10 protein-coding genes are annotated in these 12,935 nt (G+C 59.7%); 7 read left to right on the forward strand and 3 right to left on the reverse strand.

Features of this window, described 5'->3' with window-relative positions:
• Nucleotides 1-615 (forward strand): CBS domain-containing protein (locus tag ACQY5R_RS17820; RefSeq protein ID WP_428610621.1); only part of this gene is annotated, 615 nt, incomplete at its 5' end.
• Between the two features lie 102 nt (nucleotides 616-717).
• Complete coding sequence (gene paaX / locus ACQY5R_RS17825; RefSeq protein WP_428610622.1) at nucleotides 718-1,665, forward strand: phenylacetic acid degradation operon negative regulatory protein PaaX; 948 nt, start codon at nucleotides 718-720, stop codon at nucleotides 1,663-1,665.
• Nucleotides 1,666-2,258: 593 nt separating this feature from the next.
• Here the strand turns inward: paaX and ACQY5R_RS17830 are convergent.
• The 3 genes from ACQY5R_RS17830 to paaZ all read right to left on the reverse strand — a co-directional run bounded on the left by ACQY5R_RS17830 (nucleotide 2,259) and on the right by paaZ (nucleotide 6,661).
• Entirely contained in the window at nucleotides 2,259-3,302 is a 1,044-nt protein-coding gene (locus ACQY5R_RS17830; protein WP_428610623.1) for a 2Fe-2S iron-sulfur cluster-binding protein, read from the reverse strand.
• Between the two features lie 58 nt (nucleotides 3,303-3,360).
• Entirely contained in the window at nucleotides 3,361-4,386 is a 1,026-nt protein-coding gene (locus ACQY5R_RS17835) for a hypothetical protein (RefSeq protein ID WP_428610624.1), read from the reverse strand.
• A 217-nt stretch (nucleotides 4,387-4,603) separates the two neighbouring features.
• Nucleotides 4,604-6,661 (reverse strand): phenylacetic acid degradation bifunctional protein PaaZ, encoded by a 2,058-nt coding sequence (gene paaZ / locus ACQY5R_RS17840; protein WP_428610626.1) that lies wholly within the window; start codon nucleotides 6,659-6,661, stop codon nucleotides 4,604-4,606.
• Nucleotides 6,662-6,960: 299 nt separating this feature from the next.
• Between paaZ and paaF the strand changes: the two genes are divergently transcribed.
• The 5 genes from paaF to paaK all read left to right on the forward strand — a co-directional run bounded on the left by paaF (nucleotide 6,961) and on the right by paaK (nucleotide 12,755).
• Nucleotides 6,961-7,740 carry a 2,3-dehydroadipyl-CoA hydratase PaaF gene (gene paaF / locus ACQY5R_RS17845; RefSeq protein ID WP_428610627.1) on the forward strand — a complete coding sequence of 260 codons (780 nt, stop codon included), beginning with the start codon at nucleotides 6,961-6,963 and terminating at the stop codon, nucleotides 7,738-7,740.
• A gap of 11 nt (nucleotides 7,741-7,751) precedes the next feature.
• A complete protein-coding gene (gene paaG, locus ACQY5R_RS17850; RefSeq protein WP_428610629.1) occupies nucleotides 7,752-8,543 on the forward strand; it encodes a 2-(1,2-epoxy-1,2-dihydrophenyl)acetyl-CoA isomerase PaaG in 792 nt (263 codons plus the stop codon).
• Between the two features lie 5 nt (nucleotides 8,544-8,548).
• Nucleotides 8,549-10,066 (forward strand): 3-hydroxyacyl-CoA dehydrogenase PaaH, encoded by a 1,518-nt coding sequence (gene paaH, locus ACQY5R_RS17855; protein WP_428610631.1) that lies wholly within the window; start codon nucleotides 8,549-8,551, stop codon nucleotides 10,064-10,066.
• Between the two features lie 39 nt (nucleotides 10,067-10,105).
• A complete protein-coding gene (gene pcaF, locus ACQY5R_RS17860) occupies nucleotides 10,106-11,317 on the forward strand; it encodes a 3-oxoadipyl-CoA thiolase (RefSeq protein WP_428610633.1) in 1,212 nt (403 codons plus the stop codon).
• A gap of 133 nt (nucleotides 11,318-11,450) precedes the next feature.
• On the forward strand, nucleotides 11,451-12,755 hold the full coding sequence (gene paaK / locus ACQY5R_RS17865) for a phenylacetate--CoA ligase PaaK (protein ID WP_428610634.1): 1,305 nt from the start codon (nucleotides 11,451-11,453) through the stop codon (nucleotides 12,753-12,755).
• Nucleotides 12,756-12,935 lie beyond the last annotated feature (180 nt).

Consider the following 12,935-nt stretch of genomic DNA (forward strand, 5'->3'; position numbering starts at 1 on the left):
GCGGAGATGAAGCTCAGTCATGCGGCCCAGGTGATGCGCGAGAAGGGGCGGCGCTATCTGCCGGTGGTGGATGACAAGCACCACCTGGTGGGCCTGTTCAGCCAGAAGGAGCTGGACCGGGCCGAGCCTTCGGCGATCACCACCCTATCGGTGGGCGAGGTGAATTATCTCACCTCCAAGATCACCGTCGGTGAGTTGATGGTGCGCGAGGTGATCACCTGTTCGCCCGACACCCTGGTGGAAGAGGCGGGCCAGCTGATCCGCGACAGGAAGATCGGTAACCTGCCGGTGATCGACAACGGCGAGTTGGTCGGGGTGGTCAGCGAGACCGATATCCTCGACTTCTTCCTCGACATCATGGGGTGCGGCCTGGAAAACACCACCCGTATCGCGGTCAGCCTGCCCAACAAGGCGCGTGCCCTCGGCGGTCTGCTGCACCAGATCAACGATGCCGGCGGCTATATCGCCACCGTCGTCTCACCCGTCTCCCAGATCGGCAGTCCACAACGCGTCGCCATCGTGCGCTACATTGCCGATGAACCGGAAGCGTTGGACAAGCATCTGCAAGAGATCGGCTATGAACTCATCACAGAGGTTTTACCACGTAAAGATTGATTGCTGCCGCCGCCCTTCCCGGGTGGCGGTATCAATTATGACTCGGTCAAACAGGGCTGCTAGAATGCAGCCACTCTCTATTCAGCCCTTGACCGAGTAACCGTGGCCAGCAACCCCTTTCAACGACAACTTAAATCCATCCTGGACGGATTTCGCCAAGAGCCCCCCAGCCGCACACCGTCTCTGGTCGCCACCCTGTTTGGCGATGTGGTGGAATCCCATGACCGGGAGATCTGGCTCGGCAGTATCACTGCGTTGCTGGAACCTTTGGGTGTCAATGAACGACTGGTGCGTACCGCCGTCTATCGACTGGCAAAAGACAATTTCATCGAAAGCACCAAAATCGGCCGCCGCAGCTATTACCGCCTGACCGATTGCGCCAGACAAAAGGTCAGTGGTTATGATCAGTTGATCTACTACCCCAGTGACAAACATTGGGATGGCGACTGGACCCTGGTGTTTACCGGGACCAAGGGGATCAATACCAAGCAACGTGCCCGACTGCGCAAGGACCTAACTTGGCTCGGCTACGGCATTATCGCCCCCAATGTCTACGGCCACCCCACCGCCCCAATCGCACCCACCCAGGCGATCCTGGCCAAAGTGGGCGTTACCAATCAGGTGGTGGTACTGCGGGCCAGCAATTATGATCCGATGTATGGCCTGGGTACCAAAGGTATGGTTCGCCAGTGTTTCAAACTGGGCGAACTGGAGAAGGAGTACGGCGCCTTCATCAAACATTACCGTTCGATTGCCAAAGCGATGCAGAATAACCGCGACGTCGAACAGGAAGACCCGGAGCACTGTTTCATGCTCCGCATCATGCTGATTCACCACTATCGACGCATCCTGCTGAAAGATCCCAAGCTGCCGCCGGAGCTGTTGCCGGACAACTGGCTGGGACAACAAGCCCAGGATCTTTGCGCCGCCATCTACCGTCCACTTGAGGCGATCTCCGAGCAGCATATTTTGGCCTTGTGCGAAAATCAGGCCGGCCCGTTTCGCCAAACCTCGGCCCGTTTCCGACAACGGTTTGCGGCTTGGGGATAGCTGATCAAACAGCACGCCACTGCCCGCTGAATTATTTTGTGTCGCAGCGCAACGCAGTTTGAACGGGGATTCGCCCCGCTCCATACCCCAGGTATCAATTCGATTTCACCGGTAGGGGCAAACCCCTGTGGTTGCCCGGATAACGGTACCGTCAAAAAGGGCAGGCACAGGAGCCTGCCCCTACCCTCGGTTCCAATTCAACCTGCTTCTGTAGACCCAGCGATGCTCGACAGGTCGAACAGGAAAGTGCGCTAACGCCCGCTCTGGCACATCGCAGGAAAAGCCTCGCTCAACGGCAACGTATCCGCACCCCAATCCGACTTCCGCGCCACCGAGTATCGCAGCCGGCTACGGATTCAGGCGCGTATCTGTCCGAGCGCAGCGAGTTATGCGCGCCCCGTAGTCGGCGAGAAACGCAGGGAACCCCATAGGGGTGGCGTGGTGGAGTGAGGGTTTTGGTTACTTTTACCCGTAAAAGTAACCCGTCGCAGGGGGACGGGTCCCCCTTTTAATAACCGTGGCGGAGCGACACAATAAAAAGAATATCCAGCCTGATCAACCAAAACTCCGCCCCTACGGTCCATCAGCCTCTATCAAAGCAACCGATCGGCCGACGGCGTGTCTGGCACCGACTGCTGCTCAAAAAAGCCCTCGGTATGGATCAGCGCCTCTTTGGCACCCTGGGCTTTGACCGCGGCGATGCAGGCATCGACAAACTCGGGGCTGCCGGCGACATAAACACTGTGTTGAGAAAGATCCGGGAACATCTCCGGCAGGATGGTCGGAATCCGTCCCAACGGCGCCTCGCCCTGCTCCTGGGTCAAAGTACGCACAAACTTGAAGTTACGGTGTTTCGCCTGCCACAGGGCAAGCCGACCGGTATCGTAGAGATCTTCGCTGGTCGGTGCCGAAAACAGCACGGTGACCGGTTGCCGGTAACCCCGGCTCAGCGCGGCTTCGGCCAGGGCCATGATCGGCGCCAGCCCGGTACCGGCAGCCAGACAGAGTACCGGGGTCTCGGCCGCCGGATCACCAATAAAGGTCCCGTAGGGACCGGACAGTTTGATCCGATCTCCCACGTTCAAATGACCGTGCACCCAGTTACTGATACCGCCGCCCTCGACCCGGGCGATTTGCAGCGTAATCTCACCATCGTGCCGCGAAGCATTGGCAATCGAGTAGGCGCGCGGCGGCGTCTGGTTATCGGGATGATTCAACAGTACATACTGTCCCGGCCAGTAGCGCATCGGTTTGCCGATCGGACGCAACCGCAGCTCCACAATACGATGGGTACGCTCCAGCCGCTCCACCACCACAAACGAAACATTCTCTCGCGGTGGAAACAGCTTCGGCTGCGCATCCTCGGTACCCCATTCGATCTCCAGCAGATCCGACAGGGGTTTGGCCATGCACATCAGGCCGAAACCCTGGTCCCGCTCTTCCGGTGCCAGCGCCATATCCAGCACCATACCCTGATCGAATTCGCCCTGCCGGACCTTTATCTTACACTCGCCGCAAGCACCGGCACGGCAGTTGTTGGGCAGCGCATAACCCGCCTTCTCAAGGGCCGAGAGGACCGTTTCGCCCTGCTGGCACTCCACTTCATGACCGGATGGATATAAGCGGATTTTTCTCATAGACAGACCATTGGATACAAAACCGGGAGGTTAAACCCTCCCAGCGATAAGGAAAGGTTCAGAATATCGGAATGATCTCGTCGAGATCAACATCCAGCACTTCCTGGCCGGTAATGCCCACTTCGGGAATGGCGGGGAACGGGATGTCATAACGATCCAACACACCCTTCAGGTTGAGCATCGCCTTGCGCCAGTTCTCCAGCTTGGCCTCGGCCGTGGGGATACCAAAACCGGCCTTGCGGGCAATCTCCTCGGCTTCGCGCTGCACAGCGATGAAATCATCCGGCAAATCCCAGAACTCCATGGGCGGCTCGTAAAGCACAGCGGAGAGGAACAGATAACCGGCACGGATCTGCTTGGTAATGATAGATTTGTTCTCTTCTTGAAGTCCTGGGTAATCCCGCTCCATCAACGCCATACAGATGGCCATGTGACGCCCCTCGTCACGGCCGATATTGCGGAACGCCTCCTGGAACACCTCTTCCTCGCAGCTCTTGGCCATCTGGTGGAAGATGGTGGCGGCGGCAATCTCACCCATCAGGAAGGAGCTGAACAATACCGCCAAGCTGTACTTGGGCACCGCCTTTTTGTAGCCATTCCAGTAGCGGCCGCCATTGAAATAGAGCCACTTGGCATTGCGCTGCAGCTTTTTGCCCAATTCGGTCTTCGGGGTATAAGTGATGGCGTCGGGATGACCCAGCAGCTTGGTGATAGCCAGACCGCACATCTGCTCATGATTCTGCTCATCCCGGGTAACCGAGAAGAAACAGCGCCGCACCGGGTCCTCTTCATGATCCTCATAGGTCTTGATCATCGCCTCGGCAAACACCGGCGGAGCGGAAGCATCAAACACGGAGAGCAGGGTCCACCAGTAAGCGATCGATTCACGCTCTTCCCAGCTGTACTGGTCCGGGTCAAAGGTATCCCAAGAGAGTTTTTCCGGATCCCAGTACTCACGCTGGGCCGCTTCCCATACTTCCTGCATCTTGGTGGTTTCGCGCACCCAGCTCAGGGGATAGATATTGGGCTGGGGAGTCTCCGGGGGAAACTCCATGGTATCGGCAAACCGCTCTTTCTCACTCATCGTTCTCGCTCCTCGACTCTTTGTAGCCATACAGATCAGTGCTGTATGGATAGACAAACCGCATGCGACTTGGTGCGCATGAATGAAACATAGCAAGCATTTTTAAATGATACAATATATTTTTTAATATATTTATTTTTGTATCACTTAAAAGCTGATCTCTCTTTTTGCCAGAACACCGGGGCAAAGCCCTGAACAGGGCCTCGACCCGACCTGCCTAGGCCGCTTGCTGCTTAGCTACCAGCGTCAGTACGTCGTAGGTTGCCACCAGTTCTCCCTTCTGGTTATGCACCTGGCAATCCCAGCGCACCTCGCCATAATCCTCATTAACACGTGGCACTTTCTGCTTACAGGTAAAAGTTACTTGTATCGCATCGCCGGGATTCAACGGGGTTAAGAAACGCAGGTTCTCAAGACCGTAATTGGCCAGGACCGGGCCCGGCGCCGGATCGACAAACAGCCCCGCCGCCGCAGAAACGATGAAATAACCGTGAGCCACCCGCCCCTCGAAAAAGGGGTTGGCCTTGGCCGCCGCTTCATCCATGTGGGCATAGAATTTGTCACCGCTAAATTCGGCGAAGTGCTCGATATCTTCCAGGGTGACGATACGCTGTCCGGTCACGATGCTCTCGCCTATCTGCAACTGGTCGATGCTCTTGCGGAAGGGGTGCACGCTATCCTCAATGCGACGGGCGCCGGTGATCCATTTATCGGTCACCGCCGTCAGCATGCTGGGCGAACCCTGCAGCGCGACACACTGCATATAGTGTAGTACACCGCGAATTCCGCCCAGCTCCTGGCCACCACCGGCCCGCCCGGGGCCGCCATGGATCAGGTTAGGTAATGGCGAACCGTGGCCGGTAGACTCCTTGGCGCTGTCACGATTATTGATCAGCAAACGTCCGTGCCAGGCACCCAGCCCCATCACCATCTCTTTGGCAAAGGCTTCATCATAGGTAAAGATGGAGCTAACCAGGCTGCCCTGTCCCAGTCCGGCTAGCCGGATCGCCTCATCCACGCCGTCGTAGGGCACCACCGTACTGACCGGGCCAAACGCCTCGATATCGTGCACTTCACGGTGCTTCAGCGGCTGATCACAATAGAGCAACACCGGGTTCATAAAGGCGCCATCTCCAGCAATAACCTCATTCGGATCCCCGTGCACGATTTCACAGGAGCGGGTCAGCTCGGCGATCCGCTCACGTACCTCGACGCACTGATCACCACTGGACAGGGCGCCCATGGTGACCCCCTCTTTATCAGGATCACCCGCCACCACCTTGCCGAGTCGTGCTTTCAGGGCGTCGATCACAAAGGGGGCCAGTCGGCGCGGCACGATGGCGCGACGGATAGCGGTGCACTTTTGTCCGCACTTGACCGTCATCTCACGCACCACCTCTTTGACATAGAGATCGAACTCTTCACTGCCCGGCTCGGCATCCAGCCCCAGGATGGAGGCGTTCAACGAATCGGCTTCCATAGTGAAGCGCACCGAATTGCGCAAAATCACCGGGTGCTGGCGCAACATCAGGCCGGTGGAAGCTGAACCGGTGAAGGTCACCACATCCTGGCAGGTAACGTGGTCCAGCAGATCGCCCACGCTGCCGCAAATCAGCTGCAGCGAGCCCTCCGGCAAAATGCCTGATTCGATCATGTGCTGAACCATCAACTCGGTCAGGTAGGCGGTCTGGCTGGCCGGCTTGATGATGCAGGGGACACCGGCGATAAAACTGGGAGCCAGTTTTTCCAGCATGCCCCAGCAGGGGAAATTGAAGGCATTGATATGGACCGCCACGCCCTCCAGCGGCACATGAATATGTTGACCGACGAAACTGCCTTTACGCGACAGCATCTCCGGTTGGCCGTCGATATAGAGATGCCCATTGGGCAGCTCGCGCCGTCCCTTGCTGGAGTAGGCAAATAGGGTACCGGTACCCCCTTCGATATCGACCCAGGAATCGGAGCGGGTCGCGCCGGTATGCCGGGAGAGTGCGTAAAACGCCTCTTTGCGCTCCTGCAGATAGAGACCCAACTCCTTCAGCTTGTAGGCCCGTTCATGAAAGGTCAGCGCCCGCAGCGCCGGACCACCGACCTCACGCCCATAGCGCAGCATGGCCGCAAAATCGATCCCTTTGCTGTTGATCTCCGCCACCGGCTCGCCGGTTATCGCACTATTCAGGATGGCCCCCTGGCCGGCTCCTTCAACCCAGGCGCCACAGGCATAACTCTTCAAACGCATCTCTTGCTCCTCCGGCCCGACAAGGCCTTTTTTCAAGCTATAGGCTTCTTAACTAAGTATGGTCAGCGGGTGCGCTTCCGATACCCCAGAATACAAAAGCGGCTATGCTCACTGGAACGTCCGCCCCGCTAGGTACGACTGACTGGATAGTAGCCTGCAATCCAATACGATACAATATTCATGCATTTATTTTATTTTTTGTAGCATTTCTAAAGGGAAGTGTGATACAACAGCTTTCAGAATTGGAGATACCTCCGCACAAGAGCATGGCTTGGGCCGCGAATCTTATGGCGGAACGGCCTACTCCAGCGCAAAAACACGAGTGAGGAGATGAGATGACGGCCTATTCGGAGATCCTGGTGGATACGCCGCAAAACGGCGTTCAGCTGATCCGGCTCAATCGCCCGCAGGCACGCAATGCCCTCTGTACCGCCCTGCTGGGAGAACTTGACGCCGCCCTGGCACTGGCAGCGGAAAACGATGATATCCGGGTGGTACTGCTGAGCGGATCGGAAAAGGTGTTCGCCGCCGGCGCCGATATTAAGGAGATGGCGGCGCTGGACGCGGTCGGACTCTGGAAGGACCGCCGACCGCAGCACTGGCAAGCCATCCGCCATTTCCCCAAACCACTCATCGCCGCCGTCAACGGCTACTGCCTGGGTGGCGGCATGGAGCTGGCGATGCATGCCGATATTATCGTTGCCGGTACAGACGCCCGGTTCGGTCAGCCCGAGATCAATCTGGGGATCATCCCCGGTGCCGGTGGCACCCAGCGGCTGGTTCGCGCGGTCGGGAAATCCCTGGCCATGAAGCTGATCCTCAGTGGTCAATTCATCGGCGCAGAGGAGGCGTTGTCGGCCGGGCTGGTGGCGGAAGTCACCCAACCGGAGTTGACCCTGAAACGGGCCAACGCCCTGGCGGAGACGATCGCCGGCAAATCCCCCATCGCCCTGCGCCTGGCCAAAGAGGCCATCCTCAGCAGTTTTGAATCCCCGTTGAGTCAGGGGCTGGAGTTGGAGCGTAAGGCGTTCCTGTTCCTGGCCGCCAGCCAAGACCGCCAAGAGGGCATCAACGCCTTCCTGGAAAAGCGCACACCCAAATTTACAGGTCAATAAAAGAGACGCCCATGAGTTACGACACGATTCTATTCCAGGTTCAGGACGGTGTGGCCACCCTGACCCTGAACCGACCGGAGAGCCTGAACAGCTTCAATACCGCCATGCACGGCGAGATTCGTGAGGTATTGAAACAGGTGAAGCAGGATCGCACCATCCGCTGCCTGCTGCTGACCGGTGCGGGCCGCGGCTTCTGTGCCGGCCAGGACCTGAATGACCGGGCGGTGGCACCGGGCGAAGCGATGCCGGACCTGAGTCTCTCCATCAAACAGAACTACAACCCGCTGGTGCGGAGCCTGATGACCCTGGACAAACCGGTGGTCTGTGCCGTCAACGGCGTCGCCGCCGGGGCAGGTGCCAACATCGCCCTGGCTTGTGACATTGTGCTGGCGGCACGTTCCGCCAACTTTATCCAGGGTTTCTCCAAGATCGGCCTGATACCCGATTCCGGCGGCACCTGGACCCTGCCGCGCCTGGTGGGTCGCGCCCGCGCCATGGGCATGGCCATGCTCAGCGGCAAACTGTCCGCCGAACAGGCCGCCCAGTGGGGCCTGATCTGGCAAGTGGTGGATGACGAGCAATTGATGGACGAAGCCCACTCCCTGGCAAGCCATTTGGCCAGCCAGCCGACCAAGGGGCTGGCCCTGACCAAGCGTGCCATCAACGCGGCCGGAGGCAACAGCCTGGAGCAGCAGTTGGAACTGGAGTGTGACCTTCAACAGATCGCCGGCTGCAGTCACGACTATCGTGAAGGGGTCGCCGCCTTCGTCGGCAAACGCAAACCGGAATTCAAGGGGGAGTAATACCCATGGCCGCACTGACCACCGAGCAAACCGTCGCCGTCATCGGCGCCGGCACCATGGGTGCCGGTATCGCCCAGATAGCGGCTGCTGCCGGCCAACCCACCCTGCTGTTCGATGTCAATCCGGAAGCGATCGAACGCGGTATCGGGCAAATTGATGCCGGACTGAAAAAACAGGTGGCGCGGGGCAAGATGAGCGAAGAAGCGCGCTCGGCCCTGCTGGCCAATATCAAGCCCGCCACCCAACTGGAAGAACTCAGCGGTTCGGCACTGGTGATCGAAGCGATCCTGGAAGACCTGCAGGTCAAGCAGCGGCTGTTTGCCGAACTGGAATCACTCTGCGGCGAACAGACCCTCCTTGCTACCAACACCTCCTCCCTCTCCATCACCGCCATCGCCGCTAACCTGGCGCGCCCCGGCAACCTAGTGGGGATGCACTTTTTCAACCCGGCACCGATCATGAAACTGGTCGAGGTGGTGTCCGGCGTCACCACCCACCCGGCGGTGGCCGAAACGGTATATGACACCGCCGCCCGCTGGGGCAAGCACCCGGTGTATGCCAAATCCACCCCCGGCTTTATCGTCAACCGGGTGGCCCGCCCCTTCTACGCCGAAGGGATGCGCCTGCTGGAAGAGGGGGCGGCCGATGTCGCCACCCTGGACAGTATCATCCGCGAGGCCGGCGGCTTCCGTATGGGTCCGTTCGAACTGATGGATCTGATCGGCCATGACGTCAACTACGCCGTCACCAGTACCGTCTATGCCGGTTTCTACAATGACCCGCGTTTTCTGCCGTCACTGATCCAGAAAGAGTTGGTGGATGGCGGGCTCTATGGCCGCAAGAGCGGTCGGGGTTTCTACGATTATCGTGAAGGGGCGATCAAAGCCAGCGCCATCGATGCAGCGGCCTGCCCGGCACCCGAGACGATAGAGGTGACCGGCGACCTTGGCATCGCCGAACCTTTGATTGAGCTGTGGCAACAGGCCGGCATCCGGGTCAAACGCACCGAAGGCAACGGCTGGATCCGTATCGGCCACACCCGCATCGCCCTCACCGATGGCCGTAGCGCCACCCGCCGTGCCGCCGCCGACCACCTACCGGACACGGTCCTGTTCGACTTGGCGCTGGACTACAGCTCGGCCACCCGTATTGCCCTGTGTGCCGGCGACAACACCTCAGCCGAGGCGCTGCAACAGGCTACCGGTCTGTTCCAGGCCTTGGGCAAGACGGTCTCGGTGATGGCCGATATCCCCGGCATGGTGGTCATGCGCACCGTCTGCACCCTGGCCAACGAAGCGGCGGACACCGTGTTCCAACAGGTGTGTGACGTCGCCGGTGCGGACACCGCCATGCAGAGTGGCGTCAACTACCCTCTGGGCCCCCTGGCCTGGGCCGAACGGATCGGCCTGCCCCAGGTTTTGGCCGTACTGGAAAATCTGCGCCAAGCCTATGGCCTGGACCGCTACCGGATCTCCCAGCTATTGCGACGCAAGGTCGAGGGCGGTAACCGCTTCTATGACTGAAGCCGGTCAACCCCTCTCCCATCCGACAAGAGACAGATTATGAACGACGCCTTTATTTTCGATGCCATCCGTACCCCCATCGGCCGCTTCGGCGGTGCCCTCTCCGGGGTGCGCGCCGATGACCTGGGAGCCATCCCCCTGGCCGCGCTGATGCAACGCAACGCCGATGTCGACTGGTCCCAGGTAGACGACGTGATCTTCGGCTGCGCCAACCAGGCCGGTGAAGACAACCGCAACGTGGCGCGTATGGCGGCACTATTGGCCGGCCTGCCGGCCGTGGTACCCGGCACGACGGTAAACCGACTGTGCGGTTCCGGTATGGATGCGATCAGCATGGCCGCACGCGCCATCAAGACCGGCGAGACACAATTGGTGATCGCCGGTGGCGTCGAGTCCATGTCCCGGGCGCCTTTTGTCATGCCCAAGGCCGACAGCGCCTTCTCGCGCAAGGCGGAGATCTACGACACCACCATCGGTTGGCGCTTTATTAATAAATTGATGCAGCAGCAGTACGGCGTCGACTCGATGCCGGAGACGGCTGAAAACGTGGCCGAACAGTTCAACATTTCACGGACCGACCAGGACGCCTTCGCCCTGCGCAGCCAGCAGCGCGCCGGTGCCGCCCAGGCCAACGGACGATTTGCCCAAGAGATCGTGCCGGTCACCATTCCCCAGCGAAAAGGGGACGCGATAGTGGTTGCCAGTGATGAACACCCGCGGCCGGATACCCAGCTGGAGAAACTGGCCAGCCTGCCCACCCCGTTCCGCCAGGGCGGCTCGGTGACGGCGGGCAACGCCTCCGGCGTTAACGACGGCGCCTGTGCCCTGTTGCTCGGTTCCAAAGCGACCGGTGAGCGTTTCGGATTGACGCCCAAAGCGCGCGTCGTCGCCGCCACGGCAGTCGGCGTGGAACCGCGCATCATGGGGTTCGGACCGGCCCCGGCCAGCCGCAAGCTGTTACAGATGACCGGCCTCACCATCGAGCAGATGGATGTGATCGAGCTCAACGAAGCGTTCGCGGCCCAGGGGTTGGCAGTGATGCGCGACCTGGGACTGGCCGATGACGCCGCCCACGTCAATCCCAACGGCGGCGCCATCGCCTTGGGACACCCGTTGGGTATGAGCGGTGCGCGCCTAGTCACCACCGCCATGTACCAGTTGCAGCAGACCGACGGACGCTACGCGCTCTGCACCATGTGTATCGGCGTCGGCCAGGGCATCGCCCTGATCATCGAGCGGGTCGAGGGGTAACGCATCGGTCGCGTTCATCTTGCAACCGCGAGGGCTGACGTTTAACAACCTGAAATCATCCGGGCAGACGCCGTTCGCGTACTGAATAACACCAACAATACCCGGCCATAGAATAACGAGAGGAGTGGTAAAGATGAGTGATCCACGGGCCGAACTGGAGCCTATCGAAAAGGCGAGCCTGGATGAATTGCGCAATCTGCAGCTGGAACGACTGAAGTGGTCCCTGCAGCACGCCTACGCCGACGCGCCCTTTTACCGGGCGCGATTCGATCAGGCCGGCGTACACCCGGACGATCTGCAGAGCCTGGCGGATCTGAGCAGATTCCCCTTCACCCACAAGCAGGATCTGCGCGATAACTACCCGTTCAACATGTTCGCCGTGCCAAAACAGCAAGTGGTACGGGTACACGCCTCCAGCGGTACCACCGGCAAGGCGACCGTGGTCGGCTATACCCAGAACGACATCGATACCTGGGCCAATGCGGTGGCCCGCTCCATCCGCGCCGCCGGTGGCCGGCCGGGCGACACCTGCCATATCTCCTACGGCTACGGGCTGTTTACCGGCGGGTTGGGCGCCCATTACGGCGCCGAGCGGCTGGGCTGTACCGTGATCCCCATGTCAGGCGGACAGACCGAGAAACAGGTGCAGCTGATCAGCGACTTCGAGCCGCGCATCATCATGGTCACCCCCTCCTACTTCCTCAATATCATTGACGAGATGGAGCGCCAGGGTCTTGACCCCAAGGCCAGCTCGCTGGAGATCGGCATCTTCGGCGCCGAACCCTGGACCAACGCCATGCGCCAGGAGATGGAGGAGCGCATGGCTATCGACGCCGTCGACATCTATGGTCTGTCGGAGATCATCGGCCCCGGCGTTGCCCAGGAGTGTATCGAGACCAAAGACGGCCTGACCATCTGGGAAGACCTGTTCTACCCGGAGGTCATTAACCCGGAAACGGGAGAGGTAGTGGCGGACGGCGAGCCGGGCGAACTGGTATTCACCTCCCTGACCAAGGAGGCGTTGCCGATGATCCGTTACCGCACCCGCGACCTGACCCGGCTGTTGCCGGGCACGGCGCGCACCATGCGGCGCATGGACAAGATCACCGGCCGTTCCGACGACATGATGATCATCCGCGGGGTCAACGTATTCCCGACCCAGATCGAAGAGATCATCCTCACCCTGCCGCAATTGGCGGCCCACTACCAGTTGGAGCTGTATCGGGACGGTCACCTGGATAAGCTGAAGGTCTTCGTCGAACAGAAGGCGGACGCCGGCCTGGACGCTACGGCGTGCGAGCAGCTGAGTAAAACCCTGTGGCACAAGATCAAGTCCTACGTCGGCATCAGCACCCAAGTGACGGTGTGCGAACCGGGTCAGGTGGACCGCTCACAAGGCAAGGCACAACGAGTCATCGACAAACGACCCAAGGCATAAACCAAGGATTTATAACCGTTGCAGGCCATGTATCTGCAACCTGTTCACACTGGCATACAGTGCAATCGAGGAGAGAAACAATGAAATTAAAAAAACTGGCAACCGCCCTGGCCCTAGGCACCGTAATGACGCTGGGCACATTGGGTCAAGCTGTGGCGGCGGAACCGATCAAGGTGGGTA

The organism is Sedimenticola sp. (genome assembly GCF_050289425.1).
Taxonomy (GTDB): Bacteria; Pseudomonadota; Gammaproteobacteria; order Chromatiales; family Chromatiaceae; genus Sedimenticola.

Coding starts and splice junctions, on each gene's coding strand:
- ACQY5R_RS17830 (WP_428610623.1), bottom strand. CDS start 3,302: ATGAGAAAAATCCGCTTATATCCATCCGGTCATGAAGTGGAGTGCCAG.
- ACQY5R_RS17835 (WP_428610624.1), bottom strand. CDS start 4,386: ATGAGTGAGAAAGAGCGGTTTGCCGATACCATGGAGTTTCCCCCGGAG.
- paaF (WP_428610627.1), top strand. CDS start 6,961: ATGACGGCCTATTCGGAGATCCTGGTGGATACGCCGCAAAACGGCGTT.
- paaG (WP_428610629.1), top strand. CDS start 7,752: ATGAGTTACGACACGATTCTATTCCAGGTTCAGGACGGTGTGGCCACC.
- paaH (WP_428610631.1), top strand. CDS start 8,549: ATGGCCGCACTGACCACCGAGCAAACCGTCGCCGTCATCGGCGCCGGC.
- pcaF (WP_428610633.1), top strand. CDS start 10,106: ATGAACGACGCCTTTATTTTCGATGCCATCCGTACCCCCATCGGCCGC.
- paaK (WP_428610634.1), top strand. CDS start 11,451: ATGAGTGATCCACGGGCCGAACTGGAGCCTATCGAAAAGGCGAGCCTG.